The sequence below is a fragment of the Beijerinckia sp. 28-YEA-48 genome (assembly GCF_900104955.1).
Classification (GTDB): Bacteria; Pseudomonadota; Alphaproteobacteria; order Rhizobiales; family Beijerinckiaceae; genus Terripilifer.
The window spans coordinates 2,040,642-2,064,383 of the sequence record NZ_FNSI01000001.1; the positions used below are offsets into that span (position 1 = coordinate 2,040,642).

The window sequence follows — 23,742 nt, forward strand, 5'->3', positions numbered from 1 at the left end:
CCTCACCCTATCGACGACGTGTCACATATCGAGCTTGCCCGCTCTGGTGAGGCTATCTCCGCAAATTTGCGAAGATAAATCCAGATCATCTGCGAAGATTTGAAGGGCTGCGCGCATGAATTTCCGCAAGAATTTCGTTTTTCTCGTCTTATCAATGGATTGATTGACAAATCGGGATTAAGCGCTTGCGCAGCCCGATAGGCCTGCCCACGTCGCGAGATTGAGAAGCATTCCTTACGCCATGGCCACCTTCGCCAACCGCAATATCAACCGGCTCAACCTGCATAGCGGGCTGGTACAGCTTTCGTTCCAGATCGGCGGCGCCTTCACCGGGGCCTTCTTCCTGAAGAACGGCCTCGGCCTGCCGCATGTATTCCTGGTGCTCGGCGCCGTGCTCGCCCTGCGCTTCGTGCTACGGCCGATCCTGCTGGCGGTCAGCCCGGCGATCGGGCTGAAATTCACGCTGGTGATCGGCACGGCTCTGGTCGCCATGCAATATCTGGCCTTGGCTGAGGTGCGCGGGCTCGATGTGGCGCTGGCGCTCTACATCCTGATTTCGGGCATCGGCAATGTGTTCTACTGGACCGCCTATCACGCGGTCTTTGCGACCCTGGGCGATGCCCATGCACGCGGACGGCAAGTTGCCTTTCGGCAAATTCTGAGTGCCGTCGCCAGCATCGTTGGTCCGCTGGCTGGCGGCTTGATGCTGACCTTGATCGGCCCGTGGGCGGCCTTCGGCACGGCGGCCTTGGCGGCCACTGTTTCCATCCTGCCGCTGCTCTCCATCAGCAACGATCCCGTGGCGCGCATCGCGCCGCCTGGTGCTTATGCCGCCGCGCGCAAGGGCACCGTGATCTTTCTCGTCGACGGCTGGATCATCTCCGCCGCCAATACGGCCTGGGCCCTGGTGATCTTCCTGGCGCTTGGCCAAGTCTACGATGTCTATGGCTCCGTGCTCGCCTTCGCCGCGCTCGCAGGGGCTGCCGGCGGCTTCGTGCTCGGCCGTTTCATCGACGCCGGCAATGGCCGTAAGGCGGCGGCCCTCTTTGGCATCGTCACCAGCATCGTGTTCTTGGCGCAGGCGCTGGCCGGTTTCGATCCGCTGCGCGTGGTCATCGTCGCCGTTCTGGGCGCGGCCTTGGGAGGCCTCTACATTCCCGCGATGATGACGGCGATCTATAACGACGCCAAACAGGCGCCCTGCCCGCTGCGCTATCAGATCGCCGCTGAAGGCGGCTGGGATGTCGGCGGCATTTCCGCGAATGTCGCTGCGGCAGCCTTGCTCTGGTCAGGCCTGCCGCTGCAAGCGGTGCTGCTGATCGCCATTCCCGCCGTCATCGTGCAGGCGTTGCTGCTGCGGGCTCGTTACGCGCGTGTCGCCTCTTGACGTTCGGTTGACGAACCAGATTGAATGACGATGGGGCAAATTAAGGTAGAAACAGTGACCGCTCGTAACATCAAGGAAACGCGCCGTCGCGGGCTCTTCGGCGAACTGATCAAAGCACTTTTCATAACTTTCAACATCATCATGCTTATGTGGCTCATCGCCTACTGGATCAAGGTCGGCCCCATGATGTTTAATGGCGAATTTTCTACGGTTATCGTCACAGCAATTATGTTCACGTTTTGGGTCATAGGAGCCGGCATTCTTGGAGCACTTACTCTAGCAACGCGTGGTAAGAAAATCCCTATTGAGAATATCAGCGAAAGCTAAGGCAGAACGATCAAGCCGCCACGCGATCCGTCTCGATAACGCCCATCGCCGCTGCGATCGCCACATAGTCGTCAGCGGTGATCTGGAAATAACCGCGCCGAAACGCATAGCCCCAATTGCGTTGGCCGCGTGTGAACGACAGCGTGTTCAACAGCGGCGCGATCGGTGCGATGCCGCTTGGCAGAAAGCGCGTGTTGCGCCGATACGGCGTGAAGCCGCCGCCCATGTCGTAGAGATAAGCCAGCTCCGGCAGCATCTCGCACAGCGCCGTGAAAGCCTGCAGCGATGCGCCGGCGTTCATGCTCTGGCGCGGGGAGTAAAAGATGATCCGATCACCAGCGGCGATCCGGCGCAACGGCGCTTCCTTGCCGTGACAGAGCTGAATGAAACCGCCGGCACGGCCGGTCTCGATATGGTCGCGCGATACGACGCCAATCCAATATTTCATGCTCGCCTCCTGTGAACGACAGAAGACTAACCGCGTCGATTGTCAGCTTGTGGCAGGAGGCCCGCGATCTCGGCGACCAGTTTGCGCACGATGGCTTCGGCGAACTGGTCATAGTCGCTGATGGCGATCAGGAAGGCGCCGGGGCCGCCGATCACCTCGTCGCGATAATGCTGGTCGAGCAGCGGCTCGACGGACAGGATCGGCAGGCCGTTGATGGTGATGCCCTGCGCCAGGGCCTGGTCGCGCGCCTGGGTGACCGGGCGGCCGCTGGTGTTGGCCCCGTCACCAGAAATATCGATGACCCGCCGGGGCCCCTTATAGGCCCCCCGTCCGAACCGGCCGGCGGCATAGTCGATGGCGCCGCTGATCGAGGTGCCACCGCCATAAAGCTTGCGCGGCACGGCGGCGATGGCGTCGGCGAAAGCGGCCGCGGAGGCCTCGTCGGAGACCGCCGTCCAGGGCGTGACCTCGGCCTGCATGTGCGGTCCGGTCCATTGAAACATCGACACGGCTATCCGCGCGCTGACGCCGGAGCGCACCGCCCGGAGCACGCGCGGATCGCGAAACGCCTGCTCATACCCTTGTTTTTGCAACATAAATCTTTGCTGACTGACCGAACCGGAGGCATCCACCGCCAGCAGAAGTTCCAGATCGACATCGACCACGTCGGCCGAAGCGGACGGCCCCATCGCGGCCCACGCAAGGCCCGCGATGCCAGCGAACAGCGTACCACGCCTCGATACAGCCGCAGCAAGCGGCTCCCCTTTTGGCGACATTTCCCCTCCTTGGCTTTTTATTTTTAGCCGTTGCGCCATTGTGCGCCGGCGGGGGCTTCCGGCACAAGCTGAACCAAAGCAGGAAATTTCCGTCATAATTCCGGCCAACACCCGCTCGCCTCCTGACACTGTTTCGGCTATAGCGCGCCTAATGACCCTTATCACGACGTCCAACGAACTCGCCCAAACCTGTGCCCGCCTTGCCACGCATCCGTTCGTGACGGTCGACACTGAATTCCTGCGAGAGACGACATTCTGGCCGAAAGTCTGCGTCATCCAGCTTGCGAGCGATGACGAGGCGGTGGCTGTCGACGCCCTCGCCGAGGGGCTCGACCTCACGCCCTTCCTCGACCTGATGGCCAACCCGAACGTCGTGAAGGTTTTCCACGCCGCCCGGCAGGATCTCGAAATCGTCTGGAATCTCGGCAAGATGGTGCCCGCGCCGCTGTTCGACACCCAGGTCGCCGCCATGGTCTGCGGCTTCGGCGATCAGGTCGCCTATGGCGAGCTGGCGCAGGCCATCTGCAAGGTCTCGATCGACAAGTCATCGCGCTTCACCGATTGGTCGCGCCGCCCGCTCACCGATGCGCAGGTCCAATATGCCCTCGCCGACGTGACCCATCTGCGCGACATCTATCGCGCGCTCTGCGACAAGCTTGAGCGCTCCGGCCGCATGGCCTGGCTCGCCGACGAAATGCAGTCCCTGACCAATCCAGCCACCTATGCGCAGGATCCGGCCAATGCCTGGGAACGCTTCCGCCACCGTGCCCGCAAGCCTCGCGACATCGGCGTGCTGATGGATGTCGCCGCCTGGCGCGAACGCGAAGCGCAGACGCGCGACGTGCCGCGCTCACGGGTTCTCAAGGACGACGCCATGGTCGAAGTGGCGCTGGCGGCGCCGCGCACGGCGGAAGCCCTGGGCAATCTGCGAGCCTTTCCACGCGGCATGGAACGTTCGCGCGGCGGCGTCGAATTGCTGGCGGCCATCGAGCGCGGCCTGGCGCGTGACGCGAAGTCCTTGCCCAAGGTCGAGCGCGAACGGCGTAGCGGCGGCAACGGTGCGACCGTCGAGCTGCTGAAAGTGCTGCTGCGCCAGGTCAGCGAACGCCATGGCGTGGCGCCCAAGATGATCGCCACCGTCGACGACCTGGAAGCGATTTCCGCCGACGACAATGCAGAAGTCGCCGCCCTCACCGGCTGGCGCCTCGAATTGTTCGGCGCGCGCGCCCTGGAGCTCAAGCACGGCAAACTGGCCCTGACCATCGAACGTGGCCGGGTGATCACGCTGGCCTGGCAGGAAGCTCCGTCCGCCGAAGTGGCGGTTGCCTGATTCCTAGGCAAAAACTTGAAAGTGACGAAGGTCACTTTGACGAATCGTGCCGAATAAATAAGCTTGGCAGATCGTCCAGTGTACTTTCGAGCGAAACCGACATCGGGTCGCGTGAAGAAAGTGCGTCTGGACCTAAACTAGAGTTCGATTCTGAATCGATCAGAACCGAAAAACCTAGAGCCTGGGGGCACTGATGCAGAAGAAACTCGCAGCTGAATTTTTTGGAACCTTTTGGCTAGTGCTCGGCGGCTGCGGCAGCGCCGTGCTGGCCGCAGCCTTTCCGCAACTCGGCATCGCTTTTGCCGGCGTCGCACTCGCCTTCGGCCTCACGGTTCTGACCATGGCTTATGCCGTCGGTCCGATCTCCGGCGGCCATTTCAATCCGGCGGTCTCCGTCGGCCTCGCCGTGGCGGGACGTTTCTCCTGGGGTGAACTGATCCCCTACATCGTCGCCCAGGTGCTCGGCGCCACCGCCGCTGCCGCTGTGCTCTATCTCATCGCTTCCGGCAAATCCGACTTCTCGCTCGCTGGTGGCTTCGCCGCCAACGGCTATGACGATCATTCGCCGGGCAAATATACGATGGTCTCGGCGCTCATCTGCGAAGTCGTGATGACCGCCATGTTCCTGCTCGTCATCCTCGGCGCCACCGGCAAGAAAGCCCCTCCGGGTTTCGCGCCGATCGCCATCGGCCTCTGCCTGACCTTGATCCACCTGATCTCGATCCCGGTCACCAACACCTCGGTCAACCCGGCCCGCTCGACCGGCCAGGCGCTGTTCGTCGGTGGCTGGGCGCTGCAGCAGCTCTGGCTGTTCTGGCTCGCACCGATCGTCGGCGCCGCCATCGGTGGCATCATCCACACGACGCTGCTGTCGCACGACGACTGATAGCAACGTAGAAGAAATCAGACGCCGTCGCTTCCCTGAAGCGGCGGCGTTTTATTTTGCGCTTTCTTCGAAGATGATTTCGGGCTCGCGGCCAATCAGGCGGCCGAGCTGACGTAAACGGTTCCAAAGCCGCTCGCTGGCGAGCGGCGCGAACTCCTGCGGCAGCTTCAAGATCACCTTACCACGCCGACAGACCAGCGGCGTCTTTATCAGAACGTCGGGCATGGCGGCGGAGATCGCATAGCCGACGCGCATGGCGGCGCCGAGAAGCTGCGCCCTGTCGAGCAAGCGCGGTGACGCGAGCATGCGCAGTTGCGGGCTGACATCGTGTTCGAAGCCCATATGCCGAAAGGAGGTCGCAAGCGCCAGATAGGCGCGACCGCTATGATCGATGGAGACGAAGGCCGCATTGGCGATGATGTTGAACGCCTGCTCGCCACGGTAGTCGGGATGCGCGCGCCAGCCGATATCGGCGAGCAAGCAAGCCGCGTGGCGCAAGCGTTTCTCGTTCTTGGTCTCGTCGAAATGGGTCGACCGCATGAACACGTCGGTCCAGGCACACAAATCCCAACCGTGACGTGGCGCGCGCGAGCGCAGCATGTTGAGATCGCTCGCCGCCTGGATCAGCGGATCGGTCTTGCGTTCCTCGGCATCGAGCCGCTCGTAGAGCAAGCCCTCGCGCAGCCCGAGCGCCGAGACGATGATCTGGTTCGGTCGCGCCCGGCGGATAATCTCCTCCAGCACGACGGCGCCATAGGCGAGCAACGGACGACGGGCGGCGGCGACGCTTTCGATCGCCACCAGGGCCTCGGCATTGACCCGCTCGACCAGCGCCACGAAATCCTCAGCGTCACGGCGCGGAATGACATAGCCATGCATGACGTTGAGCGGATAGTTGCGCTGATGCATGTGCAGACGCGCCAAGGCGCGCCAGGTGCCGCCGACGGCGTAGAAGGTGCGGCCTTTCAGATAGTCGAGGGCTTTGACTTGGGCGATCGCATCGCGCACGAGCTTGCTCGCCTTTTTCGGCGAGCGGCCGGTCATGTCCATCAGTGACAGGCCGCCGAGGGGCAGCGAAATGCCCTTGCCCAGGCGTCCGCCGCGAATCTCGTTCAATTCAAGCGAACCGCCGCCGAGATCGCCCACGACGCCGTCGGGTTCATAGAAACCGGAAACGACGCCCAAAGCGGCGAGCCGCGATTCGCGCGCGCCCGACAGCAATTCCACAGGCGCGCCAAGGGTCTTCTCGGCCGCGGCGAGGAATTCCCCGCCGTTCTTGGCGTCCCGCGCCGCGGCGGTCGCCAGCACGTGGACATCTTTGATCTTGAGCAGGTCGCACAAGACGCGAAAGCGTGACAAGGCCGACAGCGCCCGCTCGACGCCCTCCTCGTTAAGCTTACCCGTGGTGGCTACACCGCGTCCGATGCCGCACAGCACTTTGTCGTTGTAGATCGGCGTCAGCGCGCGCGTCAGCCCTTCGTAGGCGACAAGCCTGACCGAGTTAGAACCGATATCAACGACCGCGAGGGGCTTAAGCGCTTCAAGCCGGCCGGGAGCCTTATTACCGGGTGGAACCATTCGACTTGCGCGTGTCCTTGCGACGGGAAAGCGAACGCGGGCTGGACTCCCTCAACGACTTTCCACGACCCGACAGTGATGGGTTGGTCATGAAATAATTGTGAGCGTTGAATGGCTCCTCGCCAGCGCGCGGGACTATGCGCTCGCTCGATCCATCGGGCAAGACCCGGTAGCTCTGCTGATTGTCGATAAGGTTAGCCACGAGAATTTGGTCGAGAACCTGCTCGTGCACCGTCGGATTGGTCATCGGCGTCATAACCTCGACGCGGCGGTCCAGATTGCGCGGCATCAGGTCGGCCGAGGAAATATAGACATGGGCGTTCTTGTGCGGCAGGCCGTGGCCATTGCCGAAGGCATAGATGCGCGCATGTTCGAGAAAACGCCCGATGATCGACTTGACGCGGATATTGTCGGACAGCCCAGGCACGCCCGGCCGCAGGCAGCAGATGCCGCGCACGACCAGATCGATCGAAACACCGGCCTGACTGGCGCGATAGAAAGCGTCGATGATGATCGGATCGACGAGCGCGTTGCACTTGGCCCAGATCGCCGCCGGGCGACCATTCTTGGCGTGTTCGATCTCTTCGTCGATATGCGTGAGCAGCCGCCGCTTCAAGCTGATCGGCGACACCGCCATGCGCTCCAGATCGTCGGGCTCGGCGTAGCCGGTGATGAAATTGAAGATACGCCCGACATCGCGGCCAATCACCGGATCGGCGGTGAAATAGGAGACGTCGGTATAGATGCGCGCGGTCTGCGGATGATAGTTGCCCGTGCCGACATGGCAATAGGTGGTCAGGCCCGCGCCTTCGCGGCGAACGACCATCGACAGCTTGCCGTGTGTCTTCAACTCGATGAAGCCGAACACGACCTGCGCGCCGGCACGCTCGAGATCGCGCGCCCAGCGGATATTGGCCTCTTCGTCGAAGCGCGCCTTCAGTTCGACCAGCGCGGTCACCGATTTGCCAGCCTCGGCCGCTTCGACCAGGGCCCGCACGATCGGGCTGTCAGCCGACGTGCGATAGAGCGTCTGCTTGATGGCGATGACATTGGGGTCGCGCGCCGCCTGCGAGACGAACTGCACCACCACGTCGAAGGATTCATAGGGGTGGTGAACGACAAGGTCTTTCTGCTTGATCGCAGCGAAACAATCGCCGCCGTTCTCGCGCACGCGCTCGGGGAAGCGCGGATTATAAGGCGAGAATTTCAGCTCTGGCCGATCCAGCGAGACGACTTCGCTGAGTTCGTTCAAGGCCAGCAAGCCTGAATTGGTGAAGACCTCATCTGCCGCCGCATCCAGTTCGTCGACGACGAATTGCCTGAGATCGTCGGGCATCATCGCATCGAATTCGATCCTGATGACACGGCCACGACGGCGGCGTTTCAGCGCCGTCTCGAAGAAGCGCACGAGATCCTCGGCCTCTTCCTCGATTTCGATATCGCTGTCGCGGATGACCCGGAAATAGCCGCGTCCGATGACCTTATAACCGGGGAACAGCCGCCCCGACTGGGCCGCAATGACGCTTTCAAGCGGCACGAACTTCGTCTCGCTGCCGCCAAGCGCGGCTGGAATGCGGACAAAGCGTTCGACTTTGTTGGGCAGGCGCACCAGCGCATTGAGGCGATTGCCTTCGCGCACGCCCGTGAGTTGCAGCGCGACGCTGAAACCAAAGTTGGGAATGAACGGAAACGGATGCGCCGGATCGACCGCCAGCGGCGTCAGCACGGGAAAGATATGCAGCTTGAAATGATCGTCGAGCCATTGCGCCTCGGCCGTGTCGAGCTCGCCTGGCTCGACGATGCGGATGCCAACGCCCGCCAGCTCGGCGCGCAATTCGATCCACCGCCCCTGCTGCGCCTCGGTGAGTTTTTTCACCCGCTCGAACAGTTTCACCAGTTGTTCTGCCGGCTGCATGCCGTCGTCGGAACGGGTGGTGACGCCGGAGCGCACCTGGCCGTGCAGGCCCGCCACGCGGACCATGAAAAACTCGTCGAGATTATTGGCCGAGATCGACAGGAAGCGGAGCTGTTCAAGCAGCGGATGGTTGTGGTTCGACGCTTCCGCCAGGACCCGGTTGTTGAATTCGAGCCAGGATAGTTCGCGGTTAATGAACCGGCTCTCGCCTTCGGGGAACTCGACCGGCAGCGGGCTGAGGTGCTGGGTTTCCGCGGCAATCTGCTCTTGAATGGCGTTTGTCAGGCTCGCGGTGATTTCACTCGGCACTGGAAAGGCCCTTTCTGGCGTGATGGAAATGTTGGTCCTCAGCGAAACAGACGACAGTACGATGACAGAATTGAGTCAATGGTCGTCTTCCAGCCGTTTCAACACCTCGCTGGCCATCGGGCGGGTCACCGCCCTGCCCCGCGCCAGGGCCTCCCGGTCGAGAAGGGTAACGACGGAACGGGCGGCGGCCAGCGAGCGCTCGATCCGGGCGGCGAGAAATTCGATCACCGTCGCCTCGACCTGCAATTGCCGATCCATGAACAGTTTGACCAGAACCGCCCGCACCAGGCCATCGTCCGGCTCGCCGATTTCGACCGCCGGGGCGCGGCGCAGGCGCGACAGCAAGTCCTTGGTCTGCAATCCCCAGGAATCTGGCCAAAGGCGAGCGGTCACCGCCAGGTAAGCGCCGCTTTCGGTCACCAGATTGATCAGGTGGAAAAGCTCTTTTTCGACCCCGCCGCGGTCCGCATCCTCGACCAGGATGGCAGGGCTCTGGGCCAACTCCTGCAAGTCGGCCGTCACCAGCGCCGCCGCGGGCACGATCTTGGCGCGCGCGGTCTCGGCCCAGATGGCACCGAGATGGCTTTTGCCAGCCCCAGTCGGCCCCAGCAGCAAGAGCGTCCGCCCCGGCCAGTTCGGCCAGGCGTCGAACTGGGCCCAGGCCGCCTCGTTGGACGGAGACACCAGGAAATTCTCGCGGCTGAAGCTGGGCGCGAGCGGCAGGTCAAAGGCCAGTTGGCCGGCGGCACGCGCACTCATGCGCCGGTGCCGCGATAGAGCGCGCTCTCACGATAGCGCTCGATGCCGAAGCGGATCAGCACGCCGATGGCCGCCGCCAGGGGCACCGCGACGAGTAGGCCGGTGAAACCGAACAGCGAGCCGAAGGCGAGCAGCGCGAACATCAACCAGACCGGATGGACGCCGACCGAGGCGCCGACGAGGCGCGGCGTCAGCACATTGCCTTCCAGGAACTGGCCCGTGCCGACAACGGCCAGGACCATGACCAGAAGCCACAGGCTCGGCCAGCCCTGGACGATCGCCAGAATGGACGAGATCACCAGCACCGCGAGCGAGCCGACAAACGGGATGAAGCTCAAGAGGCCGCCGGTCAGGCCGATGACGAAGCCGAAATTGAGGCCGATCAGCAGCAGGCCGAAACCATACCAGGCACCAAGGAACAGGCAGACCAGCGACTGGCCGCGCAGAAATCCGCCAATGGCCCGATCGATCTCGTGCGCCAGCCGGCGCACGGTCTCGCGATGTTCGACCGGCACCAGGCCGTCAAGGGTGCGCATCATCCGCTCCCAGTCGACCAGCATGTAGAAGGCGACCACCGGAGTGATGACCAGAAGCGAGGCGAGGCCGATCAAGGTCGAGCCGCCGGAAATGATCGAACCGACCAATCCGCTGAGCCAGCTCATGCCCTTGCCGACGAGATTGCCCAACGGGCCAGCCACATCGGTCGGCTTGCCTTCGCCCAGGCCGAGTTTCTCGAAAATGTCGATGCCGAGCCATTTCGACAGCGTATCGCCCTGTTCGGCGGCAAGGGTGCGGGCGAGTTCCTGGAAGCGGGTGATATAGCCCGGCACGTTGTCGGCCAGGTGCGACAATTGCGTGACCAGCAGCGGCACCACCGCCACGAGCAATACGAAGAAGAGAACGACGGCGACGCCGAGAATGACGATGCAGGCGACCAGGCGGTTGATGCCCATGCGCTGCAGGCGGTTGGCCACCGGATTAAGAAGATAGGCGAGCGCCATGCCGGCGACGAAAGGCATCAGCACGCTGCTCAGCAGCCACAGCAGCAACACTGTGACGAGGAGCGCCGCCAGCCAGAAGGCCACTTGCCGTTCGATACGCATGCCGGTAACCCGCACCCTTCACACTTCCATATGCCGCAGCCATTGCCGGACATAGGCGCCAGCGGAAAGGACCGTCAGCGCCGCCACGATCCAAACCGACCCTTCAAACCACAGACTGAGCGGCAGGTCGAAGGCTTTCGCCGCCAGCACGGCGCTGGCGAAGGAGATCTGCACCGTCGTGTTGATCTTGGAGACCAGCAACGGCTTGATCGGGAACGGCTGGTCGAGCAGCAAAGCGACAAGGACGCCAGCGATGATCATGATATCGCGTGAGACCACCAGGATGGCGATAAAGGCCGGGATAACGCCGGTAATCGCCAGTGCGATATAGATCGACACCAGCAACGCCTTGTCGGCGAGCGGATCGAGCCAGGCCCCCAGCTCCGTGCGCAGATCGAGGCGCTTGGCGAGCCAGCCGTCGACGGCGTCAGAAACGCCGGCGATGACGAACAACACGAAGGCCAGCCCCCATTTCGGCTGCACGATCAGGCTGATCACCACGGGAACAAGCGCCAGGCGCATCAGGGTTATGAGATTTGGCAGATTCGCCAGAAGTGTTTGGGCGCTCATTGAGTGAAGATTAGCACGCTGAAACGAGGTCCGGACAGGCCGGGTGTGGAAAATCGGGCCCTTTTAGCATGGTACACCCCACCTTTTCGAGAGCCGGCGCCGGGTTTGGCGCCGTTCCCGGAACTACTGTGTTCCCGCGAGACCCAGATGACGCACCAGCGCACCCCACTTTTCGCGCTCGCTGCGCATATAGGCGCGCATGCCCGCCTCGTCGGGCGTGTCGAAGGGAATGAGACCCAGGGCGGCGATGCGGCTCTTGACCTCGGGATCGGCCATGATCGTCTTCATCGTGCCGTGCAGGCGCGTCGTGATCTCCTTTGGCGTTGCCGCCGGCGCCAACAGCATGTGCCAGGAGACGGCCTCGAAATCCTTGACGCCGGACGCTTCGGCAAAGGTCGGGGTGTCGCTGAGCGCATCAAGCCGCTGCGCCGAGGACACGGCGAGCGCCCGAAGCTTGCCGTCCTTGACCAAAGGCACCGAGGCGCCGGCTTCGGCGAAGCCGAGATTCACATGGCCCGAAACAATGTCCATGATCGATTGCGGCGTGTTGCGATAAGGCACGTGGGTGCCCACCAGGCCGAAACGTTGTTTCAGATATTCCATCGCCAGATGCTGTGATGTGCCGATGCCGGGCGAGGAATAGTTCAACGGCGGCTCGGTCTTCTTCATGAAGGCGATGAGATCCGGCGTTGTCTTGGGCGCAAGCGACGGGTCGATCACCAATACGAAGGGTGATTTCGCGTAGAGCGCCAGCGGCACGAAATCCTTTTCCGGGTCGTAGGGCATCTGCTTGAACAGCATCGGATTGACCGCGATCGGCGTCGCCGTCACCACGCCCAATGTGTGGCCGTCGGGCACAGCCGAGGCGACGGCGCCTGCCGCCAGCATGAAGGAGGCGCCCGGCCGATTGTCGACGACGACGGGGCGGCCCAGCGCCTGCTGCAGCTTTTCGCCATAGAGACGCACGATCGTGTCCATGCCGGTGCCGGCCGCCAGGGGCAGGACGATGGTGATCGTTTTGGAGGGCCAGTTTGGCGTCGGCGTCGTCTGAGCTTTGGCCGTGGTGGCCGCCGCCAGGCTAGCCAATGTCGCGCACGCGACCGCGAATGCCCGCAATGCTTGCATCGTCCCCTCCCCCCGATAGGCTCGTGCTGCCGAAAGTCTAACGGGGGGCTTCCTGAACGCAAGATGGGCCAAAGTAGCGCTCCCTGGCCAAGCTTTCCCCAGATCTGCCCCCTGTTCTGCCCCTGGTGTGCCGGCAAAGCCTTGCCTCCGGCGGCGGCTGGCGCTAACCCCCGTATATGAGCCAGCCCCCCCAAAACGGCCTGACCTATGCGCAGGCAGGCGTCGACATCGACGCCGGCAATTCGATGGTAGACAAGATCAAGCCGCTGGTGCGCGCCACGCGCCGCCGCGGCGCCGACGCCGAAATCGGCGGCTTTGGCGGCCTTTTCGATCTGAAAGCGGCCGGTTTCACCGATCCGATCCTGGTCGCCGCCAATGACGGCGTCGGCACCAAGGTGAAAATCGCCATCGAGAGCGGCATTCACGACACGGTCGGCATCGATCTCGTCGCCATGTGCGTCAACGATCTGATTGTTCAGGGCGCCGAACCGCTGTTCTTCCTCGATTATTACGCCACCGGGAAACTCGACCCCGAAGCGGGCGCGGCCGTGGTCAAAGGCATTGCCGAGGGCTGTATCGAAGCCGGCTGCGCGCTGATCGGCGGCGAGACCGCCGAAATGCCCGGCCTCTATGCCAAGGGCGATTATGATCTCGCCGGCTTTTCCGTCGGCGCGGCCGAGCGCGGCGCGCTGCTGCCGAAAGCCGGCGTCACCGCCGGCGACGTGCTGTTTGGCCTGCCCTCCTCGGGCGTCCATTCCAACGGCTTCTCGCTGGTGCGCCGCATCGTCGAGCACGCCGGCCTGAGCTGGACCGACGACGCACCGTTCAAGCCCGGCACGCAACTGGCGCAGGCGCTGCTGACGCCGACACGCATCTATGTGAAACCGTTGCTCAAGGCGCTGAAGGCGACCGACGGCATCAAGGCCTTGGCCCATATCACCGGCGGCGGCTTCCCCGACAATATTCCCCGCGTGCTGCCTGATGGCACCGGCGTGATGCTCGACCTCGATGCCATTCCCGTCCTGCCGGTCTTCCAATGGCTGGCGCGGGCCGGCAGCGTCGCCGAAGCGGAAATGCTACGCACGTTCAACTGCGGCATCGGCATGATCGTCGTGGCCGAAGCAGCGAAGGCCGCCGAGGTTCACAGCGCCTTGCGCGCAGCCGGCGAAGCGCCGGTACGCATCGGCGAAATCACCACGCAGGGTGACGGCGAACGGGTCGCGACACGCGGACGGCTGACGCTATGACCATGCGCCGGCGCACCGCGATCCTCATTTCGGGCCGCGGCTCCAACATGGTGTCGCTGATCGAGGCGGCTCGTGCGCCGGAATATCCTGCCGACATTTCGCTTGTGCTGTCGAACCGGCCGGATGCGCCGGGCCTTGCCACCGCCAAGGCGCGCGGCATCGCCACCGCCGCCGTCGATCACAAGATTTATGCTGGCCGCGAAGCTTTCGAAGCCTCGCTACAGCAGGTGCTCGATATCAATCGCATCGAGTTCATCTGCCTCGCCGGCTTCATGCGGCTGCTGACGCCCTCTTTCACGGCGCATTGGACCGGACGGATGCTGAACATCCACCCGGCCCTGCTGCCGTCCTACAAAGGCCTGCACACGCACGAGCGGGCGCTGGCGGATGGCGTGAAGATCCACGGCTGCACGGTGCATTTCGTCGTGCCGGAAATGGATGCCGGGCCGATCGTCGCGCAAGCGGCTGTGCCGGTTCTCGACACGGACACGCCCGAGACGCTTGGCGCCCGCGTGCTGGCGCAGGAACATGTGATCTATCCACGCGCGCTGGAACTGGCGGCCTCCGACCGGCTGCGGATCGAGAACAATCGCGTGCTCGGCGCCTGCTGGAACGTCAATCACACGGCCCTGGTCGTGCCCGAGCATGAAGACGAAGACGGCTGAGGCCTGACGTATTGGCCTGACTGCGCTATCATGGCGCCATGAGCGCGCTGCGACCGAGCACAGTTCGACAGTTCGATGACGGTGTCGACCGCTGGTCCATCGTCTCCGCACCCGCCGCGAAACCGCTCTCCAGCCTCGTCAATGGCTACGGCAGCTATACGGAAAAAACCCAATCCTTCGCGGCGCGACGGGAACTCGCCTCCACCTGCGGCGTGCTGATCTTCGCACTGGATGAACCTCTGTCGATCGTCGGGGCCGACGGCGTCGAGATCGTGCTGAAGGCAGGGGAAGCTTTCGTCGGCGGCGCGGCCGATGCCACCTCGATTTCACGCGCGCTGGGACCGCAACGCGGCCTGCATGTGTTTCTTTCAGCCGCAGGACTGGCGGGTATTTGCAACGCGCCGCTGGCCGAGATCGCCAACCGTGTGGCGCCCTTGAGCGCTTTCCGGGGCGCCGATGCCCGGGAGCTGGGCGCGCGGCTCGGCGAGGCGCGCACGGCCGAGGAACAGTTCGATCTGGCCGATCAGGCTTTCACGCGCTGGTTCGCCGATAGCAGGTCGTTCGACAAGACAGTGCAATGGGCGATGGCGCAATTCTGCGACGCCGAGCCGGCCGCTGTCGCGGATGTCGCGCGGGAGATCGGCTGGAGCCGCAAACATCTGACGCAGCGTTTCACCACACTCACCGGCCATTCACCGCAAACCTATCGCCGCCTCGCCCGGTTCGCGCGCTTCACCGCACGGCTGATGAGAAGGCCCGGCGACAGCCTGGCCGAACTCGCCGCCGAGACCGGCTATTACGATCAATCACATCTGTCGCGCGACGTGCAGGCGCTGAGCGCCATGACGCCCGGTGAATTGCGCGCCAGCCTGCTGCCAGGACTGGGCGGCTTTCGCGAGGATTAGGTTACATCCGTACAAGACGCCGCGCTGACGGCGCGCCACACTGAGGATGAAACAGCAAGGAGCCCCCATGGTCCGCCCCGCTCTCATCCCCTGCCTACGCTATAAGGACGCCCCGGCCGCCATCGATTTCCTTTGCCGCGCCTTCGGCTTCCAGGAACATGCGGTCTATCGTGACGAGGCCGATCCGAAGATCGTGGTCCACGCGCAGCTGACGCTCGATGGCAATATGATCATGCTCGGCAGCGATCGCCCCGGCGAGACCACGGATCTCTACCGTTGGAAAACCGCCCAGGACGCCGGCTGCATCACCATGTGCATTTGTGCAGTGGTCAACGATCCCGATGCCCACGCGGCAAACGCCAAGGCGCAGGGCGCCCGTATTCTCAGAGGGCCTTTTGACAATCCCGGCTATCCCGGTCGCGCCTATGACGTCGCCGACACGGAAGGCAATGTGTGGAATTTCGGTAGCTACGATCCGTTCGCCGCGCACACGTGAGCTTACACTTGCAGGGTATGACCGCTGAGCACCTTCCAGCGCTTCAACAGATCGGCGCGGCGTGCCGGATATTTTTGGCCGATCACATAAGCGCCAATGCGATCGGTCCGGAAAGACCGAAAATCCTGCCGCCATTCGCACCAGGCCAATACGACGCGTACGGAATCAAAATAAGCCAAGCCGAACGGCCAGATCGTGCGGCTCGTCTTCGCACCTACCGCATCGGCATAATCGATGGTGACGCGCAGACCTTTGCGGATCGCCTCGCGCACCGGCGCGACATCGATATGCTCAGCGACAATGCGCTCCTCCATCGCCGGCGCGAACAGGGAGGACTCCATCAGCACGGGCTTCAGCGCATCGGGCAGAATGGTGGCGATCTTGGCTTCGACATCGTCGGCGGCGCGCGCCAGCGAGGCATCCGCCCGCGCCCGCAGCCAGCGTAGGCCAACGAGGATCGCTTCAACCTCGTCGGCGGTGAACATCACCGGCGGCAGGTCATAGCCCGGCTCCAGTACATAGCCGACGCCCGCCTCGCCCCGGATCGGCACCCGGTTGGCCTGGAGCGTGGCGATGTCGCGGTAAACGGTGCGCAGCGAGACTTCGAGCTCCTGCGCCACCGATTCAGCCGTCACCGGCCGGCGGTGCCGCCGAAGCAGCTGGACGATATCGAGAAGGCGAGACGATCTGGTCATGGGACGAGAATGCCAGCGCACTGCTGACAGGGTTTGTCAGGAGCGTGTCAGTAGCCCTGGCGGCGTCGGAACGCAAATCGAGGGGAACAGCAATGGTCAAACTTCACGTCTTCGGGCCGGGTTTCGGGTTGGTCGACCCAAGCCCATTTGTCATGAAAGCCCATATGTTACTGCGGCTTGCGGGTATCCCCTATGAGCCCGTGCGGGGCGATGTGCGCAAGGCACCGAAGGGCAAATTTCCGGTGCTGAACGACGATGACGAGACGATCGCCGACTCCACCTTCATCCGCCAGCATATCGAGAAGAAATACGGTTTTGACTTCGACGCCGGCCTGACACCGGAGCAGCGCGGCTGCGCCTGGGCCATCGAAAAGATGCTTGAGGATCACGTCTACTGGACAGTGCTGCACGAACGCTGGCTGGAGCCGCAAAACTTCGCGCGCGGCCCGGCGCATTTCTTCGACGGCATGCCGGCGCCGCTCCGCCCCGTCATCCGCCATATGGTGGTGAAAGAAGTGCGCAAGAATGCCCATGGCCATGGCATGGGGCGCCACAGCAAGGACGAGCGCACTTATCTCGCTAGCCGGGCGATGACGGCGGTGGCGCAAGTGCTCGGCGACAAGCCTTATCTGATGGGCGATAAGCCGTGCGGCGCCGACGCGACGGTCTATGCTTTTATCACTGCATCGCTGTGCGACCTCTTCGACAGCGACATTCGCGGCGAGGTGCAGAAACACGCCAATCTCATCGCTTATGTGCAGCGGCTGAAAGCGCAGTATTTTCCGGAAAGCGAGAAGCGCGCCGCCTGACGCGCTATCGCGGATTCAAGGCGTTTTCACGATCAACACAAGTGCGTCGCTTGAAACACAAGAACATCACCCCGCGCAAATTGCGTTTCGACAGAAACGCAATTTTGCCGGGGCGCTTTGTTTTGATGTGTCTTTATGGCGTTTGACTGAACCACACCGCAAAACGTTCCAGCATTGATTGTCGGCCGTCGGAGTGATCAAATAAAGGCGTTGTGGGGTCACGCGCGGGAACGATGTCCTTGAGGATCGCGACGTTCTTTCATTCATCGTTGTTGCGGGCTTGCGTCTTTGTCTCTGCATTTTTGAACGCGGGCATGCTTGCCCCGGGTCTCGTTCCCAGTCTGGCCCAGGACGCGTCCCCATCCCGTCACGCGCCCTATCAATTTCGAGAAACCGCCCTGCGCCAAATTCCCGACTACGACGTGCTGTCGCTCGCCTTCCCGCCCAATCTATGGCTTCTCAGCATCGAGCCGCGCAACGCGTACCTTGCCAAGATCAGTCAGGATCCTCTGCCGCTTCAACATCTCCGACTGCTGCTTGGTCTCGGCGAATACATACACGAGACCTCGACGGAGAATCTCCATGCCTATTTTGACAGCCCGCCCGGCGCCTTGGCGCCTGACGTGCTGATTGCCCTCAACGCAGCGGGATTTTCGAACCGTGCGCGCGTGATGACCGCGGCGATCGCCGCATTCGGTCCGGACTATCCCGTCGAGAACAGGAAGCGCGCCGACTTCTTCTCCAAGAGCTTCCTGCGTATTCAGGAAGGCATTGTGCCTGATCTATCCAAGCCACCAACCGCCCTTGAGATCGAACTGCAGGAGCTGGGAAAACAGTTTCTCGGCAAAGTGCAGTTTCGGGCGGATGTGGAAGCTTATGCCGCGCGCGATCCCGTGATCGCGGCGGCTCTTCAGCAAGCGCGAGAACAACTGCCCGACGATCAGCGCCTCTCCTTTCTGCAAGACAGACTGCTGCCTGGACCTTCCGGCTTTGGCGCCGCAGCCGTCATCCAGCAGCAGATCGAACAGATGCCGCCGAGCTATCGCACCGTATATGTCCTGACGCTGCTGGTGGGCGAATTGTTCAACGGCGGCATGCACCAGTTCTTTTCCAATTCCAGCGGCGCCTTCGCCCCCTATGCCGCCAAGGCTTTGCGCGACGTGGGCAAGGACGACGCCGCCACGACGGTCGACCAGGCCATAGGCCTGTTCCCCACCCCCTATCCAATCTCCACGGAAGAACGCCGGCGCGTTGCCTTCGCGCATGACTGGAATGCGTGGGACGATAAACTCGATGCACTGACCAATGCTATCGACGGCGAGGATATTCAAAAAGCACTCACCGTCTATGCGCGGCAGCAGGATATTCTGCCACGTTAGCGGAACCGCTGGGATTATTTTGAGCGTGGGATGTAGGAATCTCGTTTAGCCAGTCGTCTTCAAGGCAGACCAGCTATGGAGGCCCTCCATGACTATTACCATTACCGCCTTTGAACGGTCGCCTGATCGCGGCAGGGGTCTGGCGCGTGACATGCGTATTCGCTGGGCGCTCGAAGAAGTTGGCCAGCCTTACGACGTTCGTCTGCTTTCGTTCGAAGCGATGAAAAAGCCGGCGCATCTGGCGCTTCACCCTTTCGGGCAGATTCCAACCTATGAAGAAGGCGACCTCGCACTGTTCGAGTCCGGGGCCATCGTGTTCCATATCGCCGAGCGTCATGGGGGCTTACTACCAGACGATGCCAATGCCCGGGCGCGCGCGATCACATGGATGTTTGCCGCGCTCAATACGGTGGAGCCGCCGATCTTCGACCGCACCCTCGCCCATATCCTCGAGCGCGAAGAGCCCTGGTACGCGCAGCGCCTGCGTGTTCTCGATGACAGCATCCGAAATCGGCTGCACGCCCTTTCCCGTCGTCTTGGCGGCGCCGATTGGCTCGATGGTGCATTCAGCGCCGGAGACCTGCTGATGGTGACGGTGCTGCGTAGGTTACATGGATCAGGCATTTTGGAGGAATATCCGAACCTGTCCGCCTATGTCGCCCGCGGTGAAACGCGACCCGCTTACAAACGTGCGTTCGACGCCCAACGAGCGGTTTTCACCGCCGCATCGACCGACTGACAGCGGCCTGCTCCGGGTCTTTGTTGTGATGCGCCTTCATCGCGTTTGATGCGTCCATCAACTGCAAAATACGATCGTCCTTTCTGTTGGCGCGCACCGGGCGCGCTGTTAAACTGCCGCTCGATCCTGATCAAGAGGTTGCTGTTCGATGAAACTCGAAGGTGGTTGTTATTGCGGCAAGGTCCGCTATGTCGCCGAAGGCACGCCGCGGCTGCAAGCCGAATGCTATTGCCGTGCCTGCCAGCATATCAGCGGCGGCGCGCCCCACATGTTCATGCTCATGCCGCCCGATGGCTTCCGCTATGTCAGCGGCCACCCCAAAAGCTTCGCGCGAAGCGACTTGGAAAAGCCGGTGACGCGCGAATTCTGCGAAGAATGCGGAACGCATATGGTCACGCGGCGTCCGGATCTGCCCTTCGTCATCTTGAAGATCGGCACCCTGGACGACCCAACGGCGTTCGCACCACAGATGGCTATTCACACGGCGGAGAAGCAGTCGTTCCATTGCCTTGCGGAGGGCCTACCAGCTTTTCCGGGTATGCCGCCGCGTTGACATCAATTCTGGCGAGCGCTCGCAGCTGTGTCATCCCGGACGCCGCAGGCGATCCGGGAACCAGGGGCATGTGATAGAGCGCCAGACATTGCGTCCATCGAACATGGCACGCATAGCGCCCATGATGCCGGCCCTTGACTCCTGGATCCCGGATCACCTGCTGCGCAGGTGTCCGGGATGACACCGCTGGTCTTACAGGACATCAGGCCCGCTTGATCCAAACGTGATTGTCGTGGAAAGCAGCGCCGCCAAAAGGCGCCGGCGCTTCGGCGCGGGTCAGCGTGTTGATGCCCCTGCCATCCTCGAACGCGTGGTTCGGCCAGATGCCTTCAGAAATCAGCACGCCGCGCTGCACGCCGGCAAAGAGCTTCGCGTGCAGCCGCACCTCGCCGCGCTCGTTGCCGAGCACGACCTTGTCGCCATCGGCGATGGCAAGCGCCGCCGCGTCGTCTGGATGAACCAGCACGCTCGGCCTCCCCTCTCGCGCCAGCGAAGATGGCGTCTCGTTGAAGGACGAATTGAGGAAGGAGCGTGACGGGCTGGTCGCCAGTTTGAACGGGCGCGCCGCATCGACCTTTTCGTTCACATCCCAATGATCGGGCAGCACCGGCATCTGCCGCCAGCCCTCCGACAATTCGCCGCCGAAAGGTACGCGCGCCCAGTCGGCCTTGAAGCGATATTTGCCGTCGGGCCAAGCAAAGCCTTTGAGGAAATGCGCGGTGTCGAAATCCGGCTGCACGTCGCGCCAATTGGTCTTTTCGAGATCTTCGATCGAGCCCCAGCCGGACGTGCGCAAGCCGGCATCGATATGTTGGCGCGGCGTCATCGCAAAGCCCGGATGCTCGGCACCGACGCGCGCGGCAATGGCGCAGACCACATCGTGATTGTTGCGGCATTCACCAGGGGGATCGACGAGCTTCTTGGCCAGTTCGATATATTGATGGCCGCCACCGGTATAGATGTCGTCATGTTCAAGAAACATGGTCGCCGGCAGAACGATGTCGGCCATCAAAGCCGTCTCGGTCATGAACTGCTCATGCACCACCAGAAACAGATCCTCGCGCGCGAAGCCTTGTTTGACGCGCGTCTGGTCTGGCGCGACAGACACCGGGTTGGTGTTCTGGATCAACATGGCTTTGACGGAAGGGCCGCCTTTCAGCGCGTCTTCGTCGCCGCACAGAATGGCGCCGACGCGTGACTGGTCGAGCCAACGGGTCGCGGGGTCCATCACGTCGGCGCCAGTGACCAGCGGCAGCTTCAGCCGGAAAATGCCGCCGTTGTTGTGAAAGGCGCCGCCCCCCTCATATTGCCATGAGCCGGCCACGGCCGCGATGCTTGCCGCCGCATGCATATTGGACGCACCATTGCGCTGGCGCGAGAAGCCGTAGCCCAGACGAAAGTAGGTTTTCTTGGTCGTGCCAATGAGCCGGGCAAAAGCCTCGATCTCCGCCACCGACAGGCCGGTGATGGCCGACGCCCATTCAGGCCCGCGCGTCGCCAGATGCGCCTCAAGTTCGTCCGGTACATCGGTGTATTTTTCCAGATAGGCACGATCGGCGAGCCCATCGCGAAACAGAACGTGCATGACGGCGCAGGCGAGCGCGCCGTCGCTGCCTGGCCGCAGGCAGAGCGCCATGTCGGCCTGTTTCATCGTGTCGTTGTGATAGATATCGATGACGACGATCTTCGCCTGGCGCTCCTTGCGGGCGCGCAAGGCATGGGTCATCACATTGACCTGCGTCGCCACCGCATTGGTGCCCCAGATGACGATGCAGTCGGACTTCGCCATCTCGCGCGGATCAGGCCCCGCCATGAAGCCGGTGCCGGCAAGATATCCGGGCCAAGCCAGGTTGACGCAGATGGTGCCATTGTGGCGCGAATATTTCTTGGCATGGGCAAGACGGTTGATGCCGTCCTTCATCACCTTGCCCATGGTGCCGGCGTAATAATTGAGCCAGATGCTTTCCGCGCCGAACGCATGCTCGGCCTGGTTGAAGCGGCTGCCTATTTCATCCAGCGCCTCGTCCCAGGAGATGCGCTCAAAACGCCCCTCGCCTTTCGCGCCGATGCGCCTCAGCGGATGAAGCAGCCGCTCGGCATGATGGATGCGCTCGGCATAGCGCGCCACCTTGGCGCAGATGACGCCGGCCGTATAACTTTGATCCTTGGCGCCATGAATGCGACCGATGCGCTGGCCGTCAATCACTTCCACATCGAGCGCGCAGGCCGACGGGCAATCGTGCGGACAGACCGACGGGCGACGTTCGATTTTGGCGGGCGCGTTCATGCGGAAGTTTTAGACGCAGCCGGGTTGATTGGCCAGTAGCCCCTTGGGAACCTTCACGCCACCATGGACTCCGGATTGTCGGCCTCCGCCTCCGTCTCGAACGACAGGACGCGGTTCATCCGCTCGACATCAAGCGCGCCCTCCAATTTCGACACGACGATGGTGGCAACGCCATTACCGACCAGATTGGTCAGCGCCCGGCATTCGGACATGAACTTGTCGATGCCTTGAATGGTGGTGATGCCAACCACGGGGATCGTCGGGATCACCGACAAGGTGGCGACAAGCGTGGTGAAACCAGCGCCCGTCACACCCGCCGCGCCCTTCGAAGTGAGGATCAGCACGGCCATGATGGCAAGCTGATCGCCGATCGTCAGCGAGGTATTGGTCGCCTGGGCAACGAAGATGGCGGAGAGCGCCAGATAAAGCGTCGTGCCATCGAGATTGAAGGAATAGCCGGTGGGAACGACGAGGCCGACAACGGACTTCTCACAACCGAGATTCTCCAGCTTCGCCATCAAGCGCGGCAACGCCGATTCAGAAGAGGATGTGCCGAGCACCAGCAGCAACTCTTCCTTGATGTAGCGCACGAAGGCGATGATGCTGAAGCCGGCCCAGCGTGCAACCAGGCCGAAGATCACGAGCACGAAGAGGATCGAGGTGACATAGAAGATGATGAGCAGATAGATCGGATACCATAGGCTGCCGATGCCGAATTTGGAGACCACATAGGCCATCGCGCCGAATGCGCCGATCGGTGCTGCCCGCATGATTACGCCGACAATGCCAAACATCACTTTGCCGGTCCGGTCGATCAGATCGAGCACGGGCTTGCCCGTTTCGCCGAGGCGGAACAAGGCGAAGCCAAACAGCACGGCCAGAAACAGCACGGGCAGAATATCGCCTTTGGCAAAAGCGCCGACGAAACTCTCGGGGATGATGTCGAGGAGAAATTGAGTTGTCGTGCTGTGTGCAGCAGCGGCCGTGAAGGTCGCGATCTGGTGCGGATCGATCGTCTTCGGATCGATATTGGCGCCTATGCCCGGATGCAGCACGTTGATGACCACGAGGCCGACGATCAGCGCGATCGTCGTCATGACCTCGAAATAGATGATGGCGGTGAGACCGACGCGCCCCACCTTCTTCATGCTCTCCATCCCGGCGATGCCAACGACGACGGTGCAGAAGATGATCGGGGCGATGATCATGCGGATCAGTTTGACGAAGCCGTCGCCGAGCGCTTTGACGGCGTCAGAGCTTGCGATGTCTGGCCTGAAATAGCCAAGGGCGACACCCAGCGCGATGGCGATCAACACCTGCACATAAAGATGCGACCACCAGGCCTTGCGTGGTGATGCCGATCCGCTCGTTGCTGGAATGGCTGGAGATGACAAGACCGGAGATGACATGGCTCTCGCCTCACTCGTTCGCGAGACAGTTCGTCTTCGCAATCG

The 23,742-nt window shown here is 62.5% G+C and carries 23 protein-coding genes; 12 read left to right on the forward strand and 11 right to left on the reverse strand.

The annotated features are described in order from the left end of the window. The first annotated feature begins 241 nt into the window (after positions 1 to 241). Both BLW50_RS09630 and BLW50_RS09635 read left to right on the forward strand, forming a co-directional pair. Positions 242 to 1,387, forward strand: a complete 1,146-nt coding sequence (locus BLW50_RS09630) for an MFS transporter (protein WP_090700880.1) — start codon at positions 242 to 244, stop codon at positions 1,385 to 1,387. A gap of 24 nt (positions 1,388 to 1,411) precedes the next feature. Continuing rightward, a complete protein-coding gene (locus tag BLW50_RS09635; RefSeq protein WP_090700882.1) occupies positions 1,412 to 1,714 on the forward strand; it encodes a hypothetical protein in 303 nt (100 codons plus the stop codon). A 10-nt stretch (positions 1,715 to 1,724) separates the two neighbouring features. Here BLW50_RS09635 and BLW50_RS09640 read toward each other — a convergent pair whose 3' ends face one another. Next, entirely contained in the window at positions 1,725 to 2,162 is a 438-nt protein-coding gene (locus BLW50_RS09640) for an EVE domain-containing protein (protein ID WP_090700884.1), read from the reverse strand. Positions 2,163 to 2,188: 26 nt separating this feature from the next. Then, complete coding sequence (locus BLW50_RS09645; RefSeq protein WP_170850080.1) at positions 2,189 to 2,938, reverse strand: DUF1194 domain-containing protein; 750 nt, start codon at positions 2,936 to 2,938, stop codon at positions 2,189 to 2,191. A gap of 151 nt (positions 2,939 to 3,089) precedes the next feature. Between BLW50_RS09645 and rnd the strand changes: the two genes are divergently transcribed. Both rnd and aqpZ read left to right on the forward strand, forming a co-directional pair. Further along, entirely contained in the window at positions 3,090 to 4,268 is a 1,179-nt protein-coding gene (rnd, locus tag BLW50_RS09650) for a ribonuclease D (protein ID WP_090700887.1), read from the forward strand. A gap of 193 nt (positions 4,269 to 4,461) precedes the next feature. Beyond that, a complete protein-coding gene (gene aqpZ, locus BLW50_RS09655; protein WP_090700891.1) occupies positions 4,462 to 5,154 on the forward strand; it encodes an aquaporin Z in 693 nt (230 codons plus the stop codon). Positions 5,155 to 5,205: 51 nt separating this feature from the next. On the opposite strand, the gene ppx is transcribed toward aqpZ, so the two are convergent. From ppx to BLW50_RS09685, 6 genes are all read right to left on the reverse strand, one after another. Continuing rightward, positions 5,206 to 6,732: an exopolyphosphatase gene (gene ppx / locus BLW50_RS09660; RefSeq protein ID WP_090700894.1), complete on the reverse strand. Its 1,527-nt coding sequence runs from the start codon at positions 6,730 to 6,732 to the stop codon at positions 5,206 to 5,208. Beyond that, complete coding sequence (locus BLW50_RS09665; RefSeq protein ID WP_244544458.1) at positions 6,716 to 8,908, reverse strand: RNA degradosome polyphosphate kinase; 2,193 nt, start codon at positions 8,906 to 8,908, stop codon at positions 6,716 to 6,718. Before BLW50_RS09665 ends, ppx begins: the two co-directional genes overlap by 17 nt. A 123-nt stretch (positions 8,909 to 9,031) precedes the next feature. Beyond that, positions 9,032 to 9,715, reverse strand: a complete 684-nt coding sequence (locus BLW50_RS09670) for a P-loop NTPase family protein (RefSeq protein WP_090700899.1) — start codon at positions 9,713 to 9,715, stop codon at positions 9,032 to 9,034. After that, positions 9,712 to 10,818, reverse strand: a complete 1,107-nt coding sequence (locus tag BLW50_RS09675; RefSeq protein ID WP_090700902.1) for an AI-2E family transporter — start codon at positions 10,816 to 10,818, stop codon at positions 9,712 to 9,714. The genes BLW50_RS09670 and BLW50_RS09675 overlap by 4 nt, the downstream gene beginning before the upstream one ends. A gap of 18 nt (positions 10,819 to 10,836) precedes the next feature. After that, entirely contained in the window at positions 10,837 to 11,388 is a 552-nt protein-coding gene (locus tag BLW50_RS09680) for a CDP-alcohol phosphatidyltransferase family protein (protein ID WP_090700907.1), read from the reverse strand. 123 nt (positions 11,389 to 11,511) lie between these two features. Continuing rightward, positions 11,512 to 12,513 carry a Bug family tripartite tricarboxylate transporter substrate binding protein gene (locus BLW50_RS09685; protein WP_090700911.1) on the reverse strand — a complete coding sequence of 334 codons (1,002 nt, stop codon included), beginning with the start codon at positions 12,511 to 12,513 and terminating at the stop codon, positions 11,512 to 11,514. 176 nt (positions 12,514 to 12,689) lie between these two features. On the opposite strand from BLW50_RS09685, the gene purM reads away from it, so the two are divergent. From purM to BLW50_RS09705, 4 genes are all read left to right on the forward strand, one after another. Continuing rightward, positions 12,690 to 13,760 carry a phosphoribosylformylglycinamidine cyclo-ligase gene (purM, locus tag BLW50_RS09690; protein WP_090700914.1) on the forward strand — a complete coding sequence of 357 codons (1,071 nt, stop codon included), beginning with the start codon at positions 12,690 to 12,692 and terminating at the stop codon, positions 13,758 to 13,760. Beyond that, entirely contained in the window at positions 13,757 to 14,425 is a 669-nt protein-coding gene (purN, locus tag BLW50_RS09695) for a phosphoribosylglycinamide formyltransferase (protein ID WP_090700917.1), read from the forward strand. The genes purM and purN overlap by 4 nt, the downstream gene beginning before the upstream one ends. Positions 14,426 to 14,463: 38 nt before the next feature. After that, positions 14,464 to 15,330, forward strand: a complete 867-nt coding sequence (locus tag BLW50_RS09700; RefSeq protein WP_090700921.1) for an AraC family transcriptional regulator — start codon at positions 14,464 to 14,466, stop codon at positions 15,328 to 15,330. Positions 15,331 to 15,397: 67 nt separating this feature from the next. Next, a complete protein-coding gene (locus BLW50_RS09705) occupies positions 15,398 to 15,826 on the forward strand; it encodes a VOC family protein (protein ID WP_090700925.1) in 429 nt (142 codons plus the stop codon). Positions 15,827 to 15,828: 2 nt separating this feature from the next. Here BLW50_RS09705 and BLW50_RS09710 read toward each other — a convergent pair whose 3' ends face one another. Next, the gene (locus BLW50_RS09710) at positions 15,829 to 16,521 is read right to left on the reverse strand and encodes a helix-turn-helix transcriptional regulator (protein ID WP_090700927.1); all 693 of its coding nucleotides are present in this window, start codon (positions 16,519 to 16,521) and stop codon (positions 15,829 to 15,831) included. A 92-nt stretch (positions 16,522 to 16,613) separates the two neighbouring features. Here BLW50_RS09710 and BLW50_RS09715 point away from each other — a divergent pair, with 92 nt between their 5' ends. The 4 genes from BLW50_RS09715 (at position 16,614) to BLW50_RS09730 (ending at position 20,001) form a co-directional block, all read left to right on the forward strand. Further along, a complete protein-coding gene (locus tag BLW50_RS09715; protein ID WP_090700930.1) occupies positions 16,614 to 17,330 on the forward strand; it encodes a glutathione S-transferase family protein in 717 nt (238 codons plus the stop codon). A 239-nt stretch (positions 17,331 to 17,569) separates the two neighbouring features. Beyond that, positions 17,570 to 18,709, forward strand: a complete 1,140-nt coding sequence (locus tag BLW50_RS09720) for a DMP19 family protein (RefSeq protein WP_170850082.1) — start codon at positions 17,570 to 17,572, stop codon at positions 18,707 to 18,709. Positions 18,710 to 18,797: 88 nt separating this feature from the next. Then, the gene (locus tag BLW50_RS09725; protein WP_090700936.1) at positions 18,798 to 19,448 is read left to right on the forward strand and encodes a glutathione S-transferase family protein; all 651 of its coding nucleotides are present in this window, start codon (positions 18,798 to 18,800) and stop codon (positions 19,446 to 19,448) included. A gap of 148 nt (positions 19,449 to 19,596) precedes the next feature. Further along, complete coding sequence (locus tag BLW50_RS09730) at positions 19,597 to 20,001, forward strand: GFA family protein (protein WP_090700939.1); 405 nt, start codon at positions 19,597 to 19,599, stop codon at positions 19,999 to 20,001. 202 nt (positions 20,002 to 20,203) lie between these two features. Here BLW50_RS09730 and BLW50_RS09735 read toward each other — a convergent pair whose 3' ends face one another. Together BLW50_RS09735 and BLW50_RS09740 are read right to left on the reverse strand one after the other, a co-directional pair. Further along, entirely contained in the window at positions 20,204 to 22,288 is a 2,085-nt protein-coding gene (locus BLW50_RS09735; RefSeq protein ID WP_090700943.1) for a molybdopterin-dependent oxidoreductase, read from the reverse strand. Positions 22,289 to 22,341: 53 nt separating this feature from the next. Further along, entirely contained in the window at positions 22,342 to 23,697 is a 1,356-nt protein-coding gene (locus BLW50_RS09740; RefSeq protein ID WP_090700947.1) for a dicarboxylate/amino acid:cation symporter, read from the reverse strand. Between the last annotated feature and the right edge of the window lie 45 nt (positions 23,698 to 23,742).

Excerpts from the sequence above, each read along its gene's own strand:
- BLW50_RS09630 (WP_090700880.1), top strand. The coding sequence starts at position 242 with ATGGCCACCTTCGCCAACCGCAATATCAACCGGCTCAACCTGCATAGC.
- BLW50_RS09635 (WP_090700882.1), top strand. The coding sequence starts at position 1,412 with ATGACGATGGGGCAAATTAAGGTAGAAACAGTGACCGCTCGTAACATC.
- BLW50_RS09640 (WP_090700884.1), bottom strand. The coding sequence starts at position 2,162 with ATGAAATATTGGATTGGCGTCGTATCGCGCGACCATATCGAGACCGGC.
- BLW50_RS09645 (WP_170850080.1), bottom strand. The coding sequence starts at position 2,938 with ATGTCGCCAAAAGGGGAGCCGCTTGCTGCGGCTGTATCGAGGCGTGGT.
- rnd (WP_090700887.1), top strand. The coding sequence starts at position 3,090 with ATGACCCTTATCACGACGTCCAACGAACTCGCCCAAACCTGTGCCCGC.
- aqpZ (WP_090700891.1), top strand. The coding sequence starts at position 4,462 with ATGCAGAAGAAACTCGCAGCTGAATTTTTTGGAACCTTTTGGCTAGTG.
- ppx (WP_090700894.1), bottom strand. The coding sequence starts at position 6,732 with ATGGTTCCACCCGGTAATAAGGCTCCCGGCCGGCTTGAAGCGCTTAAG.
- BLW50_RS09670 (WP_090700899.1), bottom strand. The coding sequence starts at position 9,715 with ATGAGTGCGCGTGCCGCCGGCCAACTGGCCTTTGACCTGCCGCTCGCG.
- BLW50_RS09675 (WP_090700902.1), bottom strand. The coding sequence starts at position 10,818 with ATGCGTATCGAACGGCAAGTGGCCTTCTGGCTGGCGGCGCTCCTCGTC.
- BLW50_RS09680 (WP_090700907.1), bottom strand. The coding sequence starts at position 11,388 with ATGAGCGCCCAAACACTTCTGGCGAATCTGCCAAATCTCATAACCCTG.
- BLW50_RS09685 (WP_090700911.1), bottom strand. The coding sequence starts at position 12,513 with ATGCAAGCATTGCGGGCATTCGCGGTCGCGTGCGCGACATTGGCTAGC.
- purM (WP_090700914.1), top strand. The coding sequence starts at position 12,690 with ATGAGCCAGCCCCCCCAAAACGGCCTGACCTATGCGCAGGCAGGCGTC.
- purN (WP_090700917.1), top strand. The coding sequence starts at position 13,757 with ATGACCATGCGCCGGCGCACCGCGATCCTCATTTCGGGCCGCGGCTCC.
- BLW50_RS09700 (WP_090700921.1), top strand. The coding sequence starts at position 14,464 with ATGAGCGCGCTGCGACCGAGCACAGTTCGACAGTTCGATGACGGTGTC.
- BLW50_RS09705 (WP_090700925.1), top strand. The coding sequence starts at position 15,398 with ATGGTCCGCCCCGCTCTCATCCCCTGCCTACGCTATAAGGACGCCCCG.
- BLW50_RS09710 (WP_090700927.1), bottom strand. The coding sequence starts at position 16,521 with ATGACCAGATCGTCTCGCCTTCTCGATATCGTCCAGCTGCTTCGGCGG.
- BLW50_RS09715 (WP_090700930.1), top strand. The coding sequence starts at position 16,614 with ATGGTCAAACTTCACGTCTTCGGGCCGGGTTTCGGGTTGGTCGACCCA.
- BLW50_RS09725 (WP_090700936.1), top strand. The coding sequence starts at position 18,798 with ATGACTATTACCATTACCGCCTTTGAACGGTCGCCTGATCGCGGCAGG.
- BLW50_RS09730 (WP_090700939.1), top strand. The coding sequence starts at position 19,597 with ATGAAACTCGAAGGTGGTTGTTATTGCGGCAAGGTCCGCTATGTCGCC.
- BLW50_RS09735 (WP_090700943.1), bottom strand. The coding sequence starts at position 22,288 with ATGAACGCGCCCGCCAAAATCGAACGTCGCCCGTCGGTCTGTCCGCAC.
- BLW50_RS09740 (WP_090700947.1), bottom strand. The coding sequence starts at position 23,697 with ATGTCATCTCCGGTCTTGTCATCTCCAGCCATTCCAGCAACGAGCGGA.